Here is a 15,241-nt window from a genome sequence, read left to right as displayed (position 1 = left end):
AGTCAACAGCCCTCTTCGAAAAAACTTCAAAAATCTTGCGGAAACCCCATCAACCATCTGATTTAAAACAACTATTATTGAACAGGCACCCGGAACAACACCCAAATCCGCCAAACACCGCCTGAGGGAACGCTTATATTCAGACTTTAGCGCCCAGCGGGTTCACCTTGTGAGAATGAGAACGTGAAAAGCCCGCCGATTTCTCGCACGGGCTTTCTAATAGGCAAGGGATTTGGGACTGCCCAGGTTGGGAAAGCATCTCTGGAAGCAAGCCTCGCCGCCCAATCGCCGACCTAGATGGTCTTGCGAGCAATGACGTCCGGCTCGATGAGGATGTGCTGTGTCTTGCGGCGGCCGGTCATTCTGGACAGGAGCAAGTCAGCCGCAATGCGTCCCATTTCGACGGGGTTCTGATCCACGCTCGAAAGACCGATCAACGGTATCGCCGCCGGCGGGGAGTTGTCGTAGCCGATAACGGCCAGATCCTCGGGAACGCGGATACCCAGGTCCTGGCAGATGCTGAGGAGCGGAATGGCATCCAGATCGGACCACACGAACATGGCGCGTGGCCGGTCGGCGGCCTTGAGCAGTTTGGTGATCGCTTCGCTTCGGTCTTCTCCCGGCTGGGGAAGACGCAGGATGCGCGCCTGACGCTCAAGCCCGGCCGCCTTCATCGCATCCATGTAGCCGAGCTCGCGCTGCAGTGCGACTTCTGTAGCCTCGGCGCTGCGGAAGTCATAGCCGATCATGGCAACGTCGCCGTATCCGCGCTCCAGCAGCATCTGGACGGCTCGCTTTGCGCCCGCGCGGTCGTCCGAATTGACCGTGTCATAGGTCGTTGACTGCTGCTCGTGATGCGCGACCGCGACGATCGGGATCTGCTTCGCGAAGGTCTCCAGGAATTTCCCGGAAATGCGCGGGGCAATGACGATCACCCCATCCATGCGATTGTCGATCATCGCCTCGATCATCGACGCTTCGATCTGGTCGACGGAATGCCCGACCCCGACAAGCGCCTTGTAGCCATTCTCCGCCAGCTGGCCGATCACGCTCTCGATGACGCCGGGCAGAAACGGGTTGGTGAGTTCGATGACCAATATGCCGATCGTGTAGGTCCGCCCCCTCATCCCGCGCGCGGCCATGGACGGGCGATAATTCAGCTTCTCGATCGAAGCCTCGACCTTTTGCCGCAACTGGTCGCTCACCCCATAGGCATTGCGCATCACTTTCGACACGGCAGCAACCGACACGCCGGCATCAAGGGCGACATGCCGGATGGTGATGCGCTCTGCTGGTGCGCCAAGGCCTTGATCTGTCATGGAAAAAAGTCGAGCTCCCGATTTGGAGCAATTCTATTCAAAAAATGGTTGCACGGCAATCTGTTTTGTAGAATGATATACATAGAACGTTATACACAAACGGGCCTCGGGAGAGTGGCCCGGGAGGCAAGTCTGCATGAACATGTTTGAAGGGCGCAGCGCCGCTGCCGCCGGCTCGGATTCGCAACCCGCATTCTCGCATGACGCCAAAATGGTGGCCCCTGCCTGTGATGCCGGTCAGGGAACGGCGGGAACATTCGTCTCGCGCGAATTTTCGGTTGATCGTGTCCCCGCTTCCGCGACGCTCAATATTTCCGCACTCGGGCTTTACCGCGTCTTCATCAACGGCCAGCGCGTTGGCGATGATCTGCTCACGCCCGGCTGGACATGCTACGACGACCGCATCGCCTTTCAGGCCTACGAGATCGCGCCGCTTCTTCGAGAAGGCGAAAACAGAATCGAAATCTGGCTCGGCGACGGCTGGTATCGCAGCCAGATTCTCTGGGCCTCCAATCCCATCTTCAACTGCTGGGGCGACACGATCGCGGCAATTGCCGAGATCACGGCTGACGGCACCACCCTGCTTGCAACGGACGAGACCTGGCGCAGCGGTTTCACGCCGATCACCCGCAACGGCATCTATTACGGCGAGGATTTCGACGCCCGTATCGCCCCGAAGGACAGCGATGCTGTCCGCGTGATCGAATTCGACATGTCCTTGCTGGTGCCGCACGAAGCCGGCGCCGTCAAGGAACTGGCCCCACTTGCAGCGATTGACAGCTGGACCGAGGCAGATGGCCGTCGCGTTTTCGACTTCGGGCAGAATGCCGGCGCCTATATTCGTATCCGTCTCAAGGGCAAGGCCGACGCCACGGTCCGCGTCGAGCATTCGGAAGTGTTGGGCCCCGATCGCTTCTTCGACAATCGCAACTATCGCTCCGCCCGCGCCGAACTTGTCTACACGCTCGGCGGTCAAGGCGAGGAGGAATATTCCCCCCTCTTCACCTTCATGGGTTTCCGCTATGCCCGCGTCACCCTGCCGGAAGGCGTAGAGCTTCTGTCCATCCAGATGGTGCCCATCAGCTCCGTGCCGGTTCAGGCGGGCGGTTTCACCTCCGGCATTCCGGCGGTCAACCGGCTGGTGGAAAATTCGATCTGGTCGCAGCGTTCGAACTTCATCGAGATCCCGACCGACTGCCCGCAGCGCGACGAGCGCCTTGGCTGGACGGGCGACGCACAGGTCTTTGCCGGCACGGCCTGCTGGCTTGCCGATAGCCGCCGCTTCCTTGCCAAATACATGCGCGACGTCGTGCACGACCAACGCCCCAACGGCGCGGTGCCGCATTTCTCGCCCGACCCGACCCGCCTGCACCCGATCGACGGGCGCGGCGACTGGGCCGGCTCCACCGGCTGGGGCGATGCGATCGTCATCATTCCGTGGCAGCTTTATCTCCACTATGGCGACGAAGGTGTCCTGCGCGAATTCTTCCCGGCCATGCAGCGCTGGCTGGACTATCTCTGGGGGATTTCCAGCGGTCCGATCATCCGGCCGCCGGCGGTCTGGGGAGAACACGGCTTCACCTTCGGCGACTGGCTGCAGCCGGTCGGCGACAATCGCAAGCCGCGCCCGACCGTTGCCGACGATTGTGCCGCCACACTCTATCATTTCATCTCGACCGACCTCGCCAGCCGCATTGCAGGCATCATCGGCGACAAGGAAGCGGCGAGCCAGCTCTCCGCGCGAGCAGAGGAAATCCGTGTCGCCTTCAAGCACGAATTCTTCAGCCCCTCCGGCCGTATCGCCCACAACGACCAGACATCCTGGGCGCTCGCCTTCCTCTATGGCCTGGTGCCGCCGGAATTCGCAGAAGCCGGCAAGGCCTATTTCCGCCGCGTCGTCGAGGAAACCGATGGCGTCATCGGCACGGGCTTTATCGGCACCCCTGCCCTGCTGCCGGCGCTGACCGAACTCGGCATGCTGGACCTTGCTGAAGCAATTTTCCTCAACCGCAAGGTTCCGGGTTGGCTGTATCAGGTCGAGCGCGGCGCCACCTCGATCTGGGAGCGCTGGGACGCGATCGGCGAGGATGGATCGATCTACGATCCCGACATGAACAGCTACAATCACTATGCCTATGGCGCGGTCTGCCAATGGCTGTTCGAATATGTCGCCGGCCTGAAGCCTGTGGCAACAGCGCCCGGTTTCCGGGAAATCGACCTCGATCCCGCGATCCTGCCGCAGCTTTCGCCGGTTTCGGCGTGGCACGATACCCAGCTGGGGCGGATCGAAGCCGGCTGGACGCTGGACGGGAAGGCCGTCACCTACCGCGTTCTGCTGCCGGAAGGCGTAACCGGGCGGATCACCGGTTCGGCAGACCGCAAGGACATGTCGGTGGACGGACGTCCCATTGGCGCCAGCGAAGCAGCACAATTGACTGCGGGCGAACACATCATCCGTTTCACGATCTGATATGACGGCTCCGGGGAGGAAGCGAGCCGGGGCCGATCGAACTGCATATGGTCATCTACAAGGAGGAAACGACCATGAGACTGACAACAGGAAGCATTCTGGCGGCGGCAATTCTTGCCATGTCCTCCAGCGTGGCCCATGCCGATGTGACGCTCAGCGTTCTCATCGATACCAACCCGGAATCGATCGCAACGCTCGATGTCCTGACCAAGGCCTACAAGGAAAAGCGCCCGGACGTCTCCTTCGACGTCGAGCAGCGCGCCGGCGGCTCCGAGGGCGACAATATCGTCAAGACCAGGCTTGCCACGGGCGAGATGGCCGACGTTTTCCAGTATAATTCCGGCTCGCTTTTCCTGGCGCTGAAGCCGGAAAAGACGCTTGCCGATCTCTCCGATCTCAAGAGTGAAGCCGGTGTGCGCGACATTTTCCGCAAGGTCGTGACCGGCGCCGACGGCAAGGTCCGCGGCATGCCCTTCGGCCCGGCCATGGGCGGCGGCATCTTCTACAACCGCAAGATCTACGCCGATCTCGGCCTTCAGGTCCCTAAGACCTGGGCGGAGTTCATGGCCAACAACGAGAAGATCAAGGCTGCCGGCAAGGTTGCGCTGGCGCAGACCTATGGCGACACCTGGACCTCCCAGCTCTTCGTGCTGGCCGACTTCTACAATGTCCAGCAGCAGGCTCCGAATTTTGCCGCCGACTATACGGCCAACAAGGCGAAATATGCGACCACGCCGGCCGCCATGCAGGGCTTCGGACATCTCGAAGAGGTGTTCAAGGCTAAGATTTCCAATCCGGATTTCGGGGCCGCCAAGTTCAACGACGGCCTGCGCATGGTCGCAACCGGCGAGGCTGCACACTATCCGATGCTGACCTTCGGGATCGGTACAATCCAGCAGAACTATCCGGATAACCTCAAGGATCTCGGCTTCTTCGCCCAGCCCGGCGAGGATGCTACCAAGAATGGCCTGACGATCTGGATGCCGGCGGCACTCTATGTCCCCGCCAACAGCAAGAATGTTGCCGAAGCCAAGAAGTTCATCGACTGGGTCGGCACCAAGGAAGCCTGCGAGCTGATGGCCAAGGCGGTTCCCTCGGGTCCGTATCTCATCAAGGATTGCAACCTGCCGAAGGATATTCCGCAGGCTGTGGCTGACATGCTGCCCTATTTCGAGAAGGATGGCGGCACCGCACCGGCGCTGGAATTCCTGTCCCCGATCAAGGGACCGGCTCTCGAGCAGATCACCGTCGAAGTCGGCTCCGGCATTCGCTCCGCCAAGGACGCGGCCGCCCTCTACGACCAGGATGTGCAGAAGCAGGCCAAGCAGCTTGGCTTGCCAAACTGGTAACCTCCCGCCAGTGAACCCCGCCCGGCCACTAGACCGGGCGGGGGGTCAATCCGGAGCTCGCGCATGACCCGCACCAAATCGCCCTATCCCTACTGGTTCCTGTTACCGGCGGCCGTGATCTTCACGGTTCTGTTTCTGGTGCCGACGCTTGCCTCGTTCTGGTTCAGCCTGACGCGCTGGGATCTGTTTTCGGTCGAGTTCATCGGCATTGAAAACTATCGCCAGTTCTTCCGCGAACCCTTCCTCATCCAGGGTCTTTTCAACACGGTCGTCTATGCCGTCCTGACCTCGGCGACGAAGACCGTACTTGGCCTGTTGCTCGCCGTTCTGCTGACATCGGGGCTCTGGGGACAGGGTTTCTTGAGGACGCTCATGTTCTTTCCGGTGCTGGTTTCGACAATCGGTGTCGGCATCACCTTCACCGTGCTCATGCATCCCACGCGCGGCATCATCAATGTGGCGCTCGCCACCATCGGCATCCACGGCCCCGGCTGGCTGACCGATCCGGCACTCGCGCTTTACTCCGTCGTTCTCGTTGACGTCTGGAAGGGGATCGGCCTTGCCACGGTGATCTACATCGCCGGCCTCGCCTCGATCAGCCCTGAATATTACGAAGCGGCCCGCATCGACGGCGCCACGCGCACGCAGCTTTTCTTCCGCGTGACCGTGCCGCTGGTGAAGCCGGCGACCGTGACGGTCGTGACACTTTCCCTGATCGGCGGCCTGCGCAGCTTCGACCTCATCTGGGCGATGACGCGCGGCGGCCCGGGCTTCTCCTCCGATGTGCTGGCAAGCGTCATCTACAAGCAGTATCAGGCGGGCTTCTACGGCCTCTCGACGGCGGGGAATGTCATCCTCTTTGCGCTGATCGCCGTCATCATCGTGCCGCTGACCCTCTGGTTCAACCGCAAGGAGGTCGAGCTATGACGAACCGCCGCCAGCTTTACTCCGGCCTTGTCGCCCTTGCCGCGGCCCTCATCATCTTTGTCCTGCCCTTCCTGTTCATATTCCTGACAGCGGCGAAGACAAAGCAGGACGCCTCGCTGCTGACCTTCACCCTGCCGCAGCAATGGCAGCTCTGGCAGAACTTCATGGATGTCGTCTCGGCGCGCGACTACATGCTGCTGCTCGCCTATTTCAATTCGACGGTCATCACGGTGGCCGCCGTCGCACTTCTCGTGCTTTTCGGCGCGATGGTGGGCTATGTGTTGCAGCGTCGGGATTCTCGCTGGAACAAGCTGATCTTTGCCTGCGTGATGATCGGCCTCATCGTGCCGCCGGCTGTCGTCCCGACCATCTGGGTGCTGCAATGGCTTGACCTTTTCAAGACACGCACGGGCATGGTCCTCATCCAGGTCGCCTATGGGCTCGCCTTCGCCGTCCTCCTCTTCCGCAGCTTCATCGCGACGATCCCGCGCGATCTCGACGAAGCCGCGATCATCGATGGTGCGAAGCCCTGGCAGATCTTTTTCCGTGTGATCCTGCCGCTGCTGAAACCCGTGACGGTGACGGTGATCGTCGTTCAGTCGATCGCCATCTTCAACGATTTCACCAACCCGCTCTATTATCTGCCGGGTCGGGAAAACGTGACGGTCCAGCTGACACTCTACAATTTCCAGGGTCAGTTCCAGACCCAGTTCAATCTGCTCTTCATGAACATCCTGTTGGTGACGATCCCCCCGCTCATCGTCTTCGTCTTCTTCAACAGGCAGATCGTCGCCGGCATGACCGCAGGCGCGGTGAAAGGATAATCCATGGCGCGCGTCGTCCTTGAAAACATCCACAAAAGCTTCGGCAGTGTCGACATCATGAAGGGCGTCAGCCTCACGGTCGAAGACGGCGAATTCTGCGTCTTCGTTGGCCCGTCCGGCTGCGGCAAGTCCACGCTGCTGCGCATGATTTCCGGCCTCGAGACCGTCTCCACGGGCAAGATCCTGATCAACGGCGAGGATGTGACCTATGCCGAACCGTCCAAACGCGGCATTGCCATGGTCTTCCAGTCCTATGCGCTCTATCCGCATCTGACGGTCCGCGAAAACATCGGTTTCGGCCTGTCGCTGGCGAAGCGTCCGAAGGCAGAGATCGAGGAAAAGGTGCGCAAGGTTGCCGATACGCTGCAACTGTCTCACCTGCTCGACCGCAAGCCGAAGGCGCTTTCCGGCGGCCAGCGCCAGCGCGTCGCCATCGGTCGCGCGATCATCCGCGACCCCAAGGTCTTCCTGTTCGACGAGCCGCTGTCCAACCTCGATGCAGCGCTGCGTTCGCAGATGCGCATGGAGCTGACCGACCTGCATGCCAAGCTCAAGGCGACGATGATCTACGTGACCCACGATCAAGTCGAGGCCATGACCATGGCCGACAAGATCGTCGTCCTGAATGGCGGCCGCATCGAACAGGTCGGCGCGCCGATGACACTCTACAATGAGCCCGCCAGCCCCTTCGTCGCCGGCTTCATCGGATCGCCGAAGATGAACCTCTTCGACGGCGATATCGCCGCACGCGAGGGCTGCAAGGTCTACGGCATCCGCCCGGAACATCTCTCGCTGTCGACGACGGATGGGAAATGGCGCGGAACCGTTCGCCACATCGAACGCCTCGGCGCAGATACGATCGCCCATCTGAATGTCGACGGACTGGAAAGCCTCGTCGCCCGCTGCCCCGGCGACATGCCCATTTCCATCGGCGACACCCTCTTCGCCTCACCTATCGCCGGCAAGGAACACAGATTTCAGACCGGCATGACGGGATAAGTCCAGCAGTTGCAGCTGGCCCAGAGCCTTCAAGACTTGAATCAAGATCTTCGCTGGCGCTCTATTTGAGGACAGATCGAGAGTCTCAAGCATCCCACAGGAAGCTTGAGACTCTCGATCTACGTTTAGGCGTTCCTTTCGGCCCCAACTCGACTTTGCACACAGCATTTGGCGAGGACGGAGATTCATGGATGGGCTTCTAAGGCAGATATGCCCGGGCATGATGCCGCACCGAGATGATTCCCAAATATCCTATCCGATCAACCTGTCTTCAGCCCGCGTTTGAACCGGCATCTTGCTCAAGCTCAAACTCGATCGCGCGGCAGATTTTTAGAGGCGGATCTTCTGGAGCCGCTGACGTTGCACCCACACTTACGACCTTCGACTAAGTTCATGATGATGCGGGAATGTCTTCCGCAACTCAACAGCTTCCCTGCCCGTCAGGATCTTCAAAGCAAATCAAACTGAATTCGGTGTCACGGAAACGCCAAGAGCCCGCCGGATCACTCCTGGCGGGCTTTTGTGCGTCATTCTGTATTGCGATTGTTTGGTCGCGGGAGCCGCAGAAACCCGCCTTAACCTGCGCGCTCCACCACTGCCGCTAGCGTTCGCGGAAGGCGGTCTCGCCGAGCTTGAGGATGGGCTTGAAGACATATTCGAGGATGGTTCGCTCGCCTGTGACGATGCTCACATCGGCCGTCATGCCGGGAATGATGTCCAGATGTTTTGCCGGCGCGATCGCGTCCTGGTCTATCCGCACGGTCACCGGATAGAAGGGAACGCCGTCGCTGGTCATTTGTGTATCGGCGCCGACGCGCTCCACCCGGCCGCTCAATGTTCCGTAGATCGAGGAATCGTAGGCCGTCATGCGCACATGGGTGACCTGGTCCTTGCGGATGAAGCCTATGTCCTGCGGCCTGATCTTCGTTTCCAGAAGAAGCTCGTCCTTCGAGGGCACGAATTCGACGATCGTATCGCCCGGCTTGATGATTTCGCCCGGCGTGGTGATGCTCACCCGTTTCACGACGCCATCGACAGGCGCCCGGATCTCCTGGCGTTGCAGCCTGTCGCGCGAGGCCTTCAGGCGCGCGTCGATCGTCGCATGCAGCGCCCGCTTTTCAGCGAGTTCAGCCAGTGCCTCGGCAAGGAACTTGCTGCGGATCTCGCCGATGCGGGCAGCCGTCTCGACACCTTCCTTTTCCGCTGCATTGACGTTTGCCGAGATGTCGGCGACCCGCGCATCGGCCTCGGCGCGGGAACGGCGGGCCTGCAGGAGTTCATTCTTGGAGACCAGTTGCTTCTCGGCAAGCTGGCCGTAGATATCGATCTGTTCGGAGATGACGCTTGCGACCTGCATCTGGTGCTTGAGCTGCACCCGTGCGTCGTCGGCACCCTGGCGAAACTTGTCCAGAGTGGCCTCAAGAATGGCGATTGATGACCGGAGTTCGGTCTGCCGGGCCCGGAAACTGTCTCTTTCGGCCTGTATCGCCGCCGCTGCATACGGACTTCCATCATCCAGCTCCCCTGCAAACGTCGGAACCGTGCCAGACGTCTCCGCATCGAGCCTGTTGATCCTTGCGGCAAGCGCAATTCTGTTCAGCCTGTCTTCCTCGAACGTGCTCAGGGCTTGCGAGGTCTCGATGCGGGCAACGACCTGCCCTTTGCGCACCTCTTCTCCCGCCTTCACCAGAACCTCCCGCACGATGCCGCCTTCGAGATTCTGCACGACCTGAATCTGGCTCGACGGGATGACCTGACCCGTGCCCGAGGCCCAGATTTCCAGCGTGAACGTGCGCGCCCACCAGAGCAGCGCAGAGGCAAGGGCAACGCAGACGAGCACGCAGACCATGCCGCCGTAGCTTGCCTTCTTTCGCAGCTCAGCCGTTGCGGCGATATGCGTCATCCGGTCCATATCAAGATAGCTCATCGGATCACGCGCCCCGCCGCAATTGTCTTGGCGCTGCCGAAAGCGAGGCAATGACCTGATCACGCGGGCCGTCGGCGACGATCTTGCCGTTGTCGATGACGATGACGCGCCCCGTTGCAGCCAGCACCTGCGGCCGATGCGTGACGATCAGGGTCGTCCGCCCCTGCCGGAAGGCCTGAAGATTCTGGAGAAAGGCAGCCTCGGTGGAATTGTCCATCATGCTGGTGGGTTCGTCCAGCAGGAGGATCCGTGGATCGGCAATCAGCGCGCGGGCCAGTGCAACCATCTGCCTTTGCCCGCCGGACAGCCTCTGGCCGGCCTCGCCCACCGGCGATGCCAGCCCGAGGGCATTCTTCGACAGGAGTTCCGTCAGGCCGACGACCTTGCAGACGGCGAGAATGTCCGCGTCTGTGGCATCTGGCTTGCCAAGCACGATATTGTCACGAACGGTGCCGTGAAAAAGCGTGGTCTCCTGGCCGTAATATCCGATCTGACGCCGCAGCTCCGCGGGATGGATCTGGCGCAGGTCTATGCCGTCGATCTTGACGTTGCCGCCGGTAGGATCGGCGAGCCGGACCAGCAGTTTCAGGAGCGTGCTCTTGCCCGAGCCAACCCGACCGACGATCCCAACGGACTCGCCCGCGGCGATTGCCAACCGGTCTATCGCGATGGCCGTTTGCGCGGGCGCGAACTGGCCGGGCGGCGCCGGATAGGAAAAGACGGTCGAGACGAATTCAATGTCCCCGCGAATGGTTAGCTGCTGCAGCAGCGAGTCATGCCGGTCGACCTCCGACCGCGCCTTCATCAGGCGGTCGATGGCGCGATAGGCCAGCCGCGTCTGCTGCCAGCGGCTCATCAGGACAGAAATCTGCGCGAATGGCGCAAGACACCGACCTGTCAGGATCGTTGCGGCGATGATGCCGCCCGTGGTGATCTCCTGGTTTGCCGCCAGCACTGCACCATAGGCGACGGTGACGACCGTGCTGACCTGCAGAGCAGTGCCGGACAGCGTGGAAAATGCAAGCGTCAGGTGGCGCACCTTCTGGCTCGTGTCCGAGGACTGGACGATATAGTGCTCCCATTGCCTGCGCGCCCACGAATGCGCATTGGCCGCGCGCAATGTGTCGACGCCGGCTGCGACTTCATGGATGAAGGCGGATTTGTGGATGTTCTCGCGGAAGGATTGTTGCAAAGCCTTCGCCATCGGCCATTGCACCGCGACACCCGCGATGACCAGAACGACAGCAATGGCAATTGGTATGTAGACCAGCGACCCGCCGAGCCACCAGATGAGCGCCGCAAAGAACAGCGCGAACGGCAGGTCCGCCAGAACCAGAAGCGTGGCAGAGGTGAAGAAATCGCGGATCGTGTCGAACTCCCGGATCAGGGTCGCAATCGAACCCGCCGAAGTCGGCCGTTCCGATGCGTCGAGGCCGAGCAGCCTGGAGAAGACATTCGCACCGACCTCGATATCGAAGCGCTGTGCCGCGACATCGACGAGACTGCCCCTCACCATCTTCAACGCATAGTCGGCGACAAGCACAATGGCGACGCCAATGACCAGACCTGCCAGGCTGCCGAGTGAATTGTTGGGGATCACACGATCGTAGACTGCCATCGAGAACATCGAGGTTGCCGCCGCACCGGCACTGATGACGGTGCTTGCCAGCGCCGCATAGACATAGATCCAGAAGTTCGATCGCAGCGGGCCAAAGAACCAGTCCGATCTCTGCGGCAGGTCGAAATGCAGGCTGCGGTGGTCGAAATAGAAGGCGGGTCGGACATGGTGGACCGAACGAAGCCCCGCCTTGGCCAGTTCCGTATCCGCGATCCATCCATGATGGCGGTCGCCCCGCCCGACGACGAAGCCGCGCTTCGCGCGCTTCAGGATGCAGACAACGCGTCCGTCAGCCAGTTCGGCAATGACGGGAAGGCTGGCGGATTTGAGCCCGGCTGGCCCGGTCTTCAGCCCCGCAACCGCCAGCCCGGCATTGGCGGCAGCCTCGGCCAGGTGAGCGATCGTGACGCGACCGCCCGCAAGGGGCAATATTCTGATCACGGAGGCCGGGGTGGCCGGACGCCCGAAATAGTGAGCGGCTGCCAGAATGGCCTCCAGAAAATCAGCGTCGTCACCCGCCGCCGCAGTCTTCGGCGCAGGGCTCTCGGCGCGGTAACCACCCTCTTCCAGGAGGTTGTGCGGGCCTTCTTCTGACTTCAGCATTGCCAGTCTCTCCAACCATCATGCCCAAAGCCGTATCTCGCGGATCGTCATTCCGACCATGCAGACAGAATATTCGACCAATTTTGGCACACTTCGTCCCGATTTTCTCATTTGCAAACTTCGCCCGTCGTGTTGAATATGAAGACAAGGAACACAAAAGAGAGAAATATATCGTCTTTAAATAGATATATTTATTGCAAGCATAGTCAATACACAGATTTCATGAATTTAAATAAAATATAAACCATAATAAATTGAGTAAATCACACTATATATAGACGATAAATTTTGGAAGAAATTCATGCGAAGAATTTTCAATTCATGACTCGGGGATTTTTGGGGGATTTCGGCATGAAGATGGAATTTCTGCATGAGGGTCTGGCGCACGATCCGCCAGAAGATCTTTCGGTTTCGGCGAAGATGGACGAAATCGTTGCCCGCCTTCAGGCGCATCCGGAGTTTCTGGAGGCGATACAGGCGTATTATCAGGCGAAATACGCGTTCAATTCCGGCTTCGCCCTGGTGATGCGACTGATGGGCAACCGGGAAAAATCCATGGTCAGCGGTATCGTCTTTGCGATGTGGCTGGAGGCGACGACAAGCGGGCGCCGGCAGGACTGCACGGTGTCCGCCATAGCCGAGCGCGCGTCGCGATACGGTCTCATGAGCCCGAATACGGTCAAGGGCATGATTGCCGAGTTCGAGACCTACGGCCTGCTGGAGCGCAAGGCGGAACCGGGAAACCGCAAGAACAAGGTTGTCGAAGTGGCGCCCTATGTCCCCGCGGGCGTGTCCAAGGTGCATGAACTGTCGCTCAACCTGCTCGATCGCCTCCTCCCCGGCTCGAGGCTGGAAAGGCATCAGCAGCAACCCGAGGCGTTTTTCCGCGCGCATCCCGAGGTCATTCATGCCCTTGCAACCGATGCCGCCAATCGACGCGCACCGGCCGAGGCCACGTTGTTCTATGACGTAAAATTCGGTTCGTGGATCGCCGAGGACCTGATCATGAAGGTGCGGAGCGCCGAGCGCGACGGGCAGTTCTTCGTGATCGATGAATTCAACCGCACGGCGATCGGGACAAAATTCATGCTGTCCCGCTCCAGCGCGCAGCGTCTTTTTCTGGCTGCTGAAAAGGCTGGAATGATGAAGCAGGTGGGGCGCACGCTGCTGATTTCGGACGCGTTCGTGCGTCAGTTCACGGCCTTCAGCGCCCGGGAAATTGCCGCATTCGAGGTTGGCTGGAACGCGTCGAGGGCAGCGGGGCCCGCGTGATGCGCCGCTGAAACTCCTTGGTTTGAATGTCTGTTTCGCAACACGTCTCCGCAACGAGACGCGCAGGTTTTTGTCATCGTCGGTTCATTCGGGAAGGCAGCCAGATCAAGCTGGCGAAGGTCCTGAAGGTACCTGCTGGAGGTCGTGATGGGTATCGTCTTGAAGGTCGTTCATGCGGATAATTCCGTCGGTACGATCGAACTCGGTTCAGACAGCAAGGTTGTCTTCAAGCCGGGCGACCGCGTTGACGTCAAAAACATCAAGAACCTCAAGGACGTTGAGGTCGACAAGGATGGCAATGTCGTCCTGACGTTCCCGGACGGCAAGGTCGTGCTCTCCAACCTGCCGAAGGAACAGCTGGATGCGCTGATAGCGCAGCTTCCGCCGGACGACGTTTCAACAGCGTCCAACCCGGTCAGCGGCAAGGCGATGACCGGCCTGCTGCTGCTCAGCCTGCAATCCATGCTCAAGACCGGCGGCGGACTGGAGTTCAACGCAGGCCAAAACCTTTCGGGCAATGCCGTGAAGCTCGACTTCGGAGCCTCACAGACTTCGTCCGACACAAAGACCTCGCCGTTTGCAAGCCTGGCCCCCGGCGGCATCTCCCTTTCGGCATCGTTCGTCTCGGTGATCAACGGAAAGGAAGAGGCCACATCGGTCGAGGACACGATCACCGCGATCAAGGCGTCTCTGACCGTCACAAATCCTGTCCTGAAGGATGTGGCATTTGTCGAGCAGTCCGCCGTCAAGGGCGATTATGGCGCGTTTTCGATCTCCAGGAGCGGTGACTGGACCTATCAGCTGAACAATGCCTCTCAGAAGGTTCAGGCGCTGTCCGCCGGAGAGACCGTCACCGAAACGTTCACCGTCGTTTCCTCCGACGGCAGCGCGGCCAGCAACGTCAGGGTCGTGATTGCGGGAACGAACGACGCGCCGGTGCTTGCCGCCGGCCGGATCAGCACGACGGAGAAAGCCGCATCGGCAAGCCTCGACCTTTCCAAACTCGCCTCCGATATCGACAACGATGACGACCCGTCGACGCTGAAGTATTCCATCGTGAGCCAGCCGGACCATGGCAGCGCCTTGATCAGCGGAACGAAACTCACATTTGCCCCGGGCTCCGACTTCGCCGACCTTCATGCCGGGGAGACACTGACCGAAACCATCATGATCCAAGTCACCGACAGCCACGGTGCCAGCGCCGATAATGTCGTGACGGTGACTGTTTCGGGCGTGGCCGACGCCCCCGTCCTGCGCGGCGGCGGATTTTCGACCACCGAAGACGAATCCAAGACGATGGCGCTGAGCAGCTTCGTCGTCAGCAGCGGCGTTGCAGACCGGGCGATCGACTTCACCATCACCTCCCAGCCCGAGGCCAGCACGGCGACGATCGTCAACGGCAATCTGGTTTTCACGCCCGGCAGGAATTTTCAGGCCCTGGAGTTTGGCGAGAGCCGACAAGTCGAGGTTGGCCTGCGTGGCACCAATGCCGCAGGACTGTCGACAGATACGACGGTCAGATACACCGTTGTCGGCATGCCCGACAAACCGATCCCGAGCCTTGTCTCCCGAACGGTCGATGAGGACAGCAGCCCGATCTCGGTCGACATCATGTCGATCGTCTCCGACCGCAGCCACAATCCCGACCTCACCTTCGTGAGCGGACCCGTGACGGGAGGCGGACAGGTCTCGCTCTCGCAAACCGGCATCCTAACCTTCGATCCCAATGGAGCATTCAACAATCTGACGAAAGGCCAGTCCGCCACCGTTTCGCTCGATGTCCGTGTTGAAAGCGCAAGCAGCAACACGGTCTTCATTGTGCCGGTGGAGTTCACCGTCACAGGGGCAGATGACGCACCTGTCCTGCGCACTGGCGCATTTTCGACCAGCGAAGACGAATCCAAGACGATGGCGCTGAGCAGCTTCGTCGTCA

The 15,241-nt window shown here is 60.4% G+C and carries 10 protein-coding genes; 7 read left to right on the top strand and 3 right to left on the bottom strand.

What is annotated here, in order from left to right; genetic code table 11:
- Window positions 1-293: 293 nt before the first annotated feature.
- Window positions 294-1,319 carry a LacI family DNA-binding transcriptional regulator gene (locus tag LQK84_RS22795; protein ID WP_230831098.1) on the bottom strand — a complete coding sequence of 342 codons (1,026 nt, stop codon included), beginning with the start codon at window positions 1,317-1,319 and terminating at the stop codon, window positions 294-296.
- 136 nt (window positions 1,320-1,455) lie between these two features.
- Here LQK84_RS22795 and LQK84_RS22790 point away from each other — a divergent pair, with 136 nt between their 5' ends.
- The 5 genes from LQK84_RS22790 to LQK84_RS22770 all read left to right on the top strand — a co-directional run bounded on the left by LQK84_RS22790 (window position 1,456) and on the right by LQK84_RS22770 (window position 7,888).
- Complete coding sequence (locus LQK84_RS22790; protein ID WP_230831097.1) at window positions 1,456-3,789, top strand: alpha-L-rhamnosidase; 2,334 nt, start codon at window positions 1,456-1,458, stop codon at window positions 3,787-3,789.
- Between the two features lie 74 nt (window positions 3,790-3,863).
- Window positions 3,864-5,138 carry an ABC transporter substrate-binding protein gene (locus LQK84_RS22785; RefSeq protein WP_230831096.1) on the top strand — a complete coding sequence of 425 codons (1,275 nt, stop codon included), beginning with the start codon at window positions 3,864-3,866 and terminating at the stop codon, window positions 5,136-5,138.
- A gap of 63 nt (window positions 5,139-5,201) precedes the next feature.
- Window positions 5,202-6,065: a carbohydrate ABC transporter permease gene (locus LQK84_RS22780; RefSeq protein ID WP_230831095.1), complete on the top strand. Its 864-nt coding sequence runs from the start codon at window positions 5,202-5,204 to the stop codon at window positions 6,063-6,065.
- Window positions 6,062-6,889 (top strand): carbohydrate ABC transporter permease, encoded by an 828-nt coding sequence (locus LQK84_RS22775; protein ID WP_230831094.1) that lies wholly within the window; start codon window positions 6,062-6,064, stop codon window positions 6,887-6,889. The genes LQK84_RS22780 and LQK84_RS22775 overlap by 4 nt, the downstream gene beginning before the upstream one ends.
- A gap of 3 nt (window positions 6,890-6,892) precedes the next feature.
- Window positions 6,893-7,888, top strand: a complete 996-nt coding sequence (locus LQK84_RS22770) for an ABC transporter ATP-binding protein (RefSeq protein ID WP_230831093.1) — start codon at window positions 6,893-6,895, stop codon at window positions 7,886-7,888.
- A gap of 601 nt (window positions 7,889-8,489) precedes the next feature.
- On the opposite strand, the gene LQK84_RS22765 is transcribed toward LQK84_RS22770, so the two are convergent.
- Together LQK84_RS22765 and LQK84_RS22760 are read right to left on the bottom strand one after the other, a co-directional pair.
- Window positions 8,490-9,815 (bottom strand): HlyD family type I secretion periplasmic adaptor subunit, encoded by a 1,326-nt coding sequence (locus tag LQK84_RS22765; protein WP_230831092.1) that lies wholly within the window; start codon window positions 9,813-9,815, stop codon window positions 8,490-8,492.
- A 4-nt stretch (window positions 9,816-9,819) separates the two neighbouring features.
- Entirely contained in the window at window positions 9,820-12,036 is a 2,217-nt protein-coding gene (locus tag LQK84_RS22760; protein ID WP_230831091.1) for a type I secretion system permease/ATPase, read from the bottom strand.
- A 351-nt stretch (window positions 12,037-12,387) separates the two neighbouring features.
- Here LQK84_RS22760 and LQK84_RS22755 point away from each other — a divergent pair, with 351 nt between their 5' ends.
- Complete coding sequence (locus tag LQK84_RS22755; RefSeq protein ID WP_230831090.1) at window positions 12,388-13,308, top strand: hypothetical protein; 921 nt, start codon at window positions 12,388-12,390, stop codon at window positions 13,306-13,308.
- A 147-nt stretch (window positions 13,309-13,455) separates the two neighbouring features.
- Window positions 13,456-15,241 (top strand): VCBS domain-containing protein (locus LQK84_RS22750; RefSeq protein WP_230831089.1); only part of this gene is annotated, 1,786 nt, incomplete at its 3' end.

Origin of the sequence: Rhizobium sp. C4, from assembly GCF_021026315.1 — a bacterium.
Classification (GTDB): domain Bacteria; phylum Pseudomonadota; class Alphaproteobacteria; order Rhizobiales; family Rhizobiaceae; genus Ensifer_A.
This window is presented reverse-complemented; position numbering and strand designations above follow the sequence as displayed.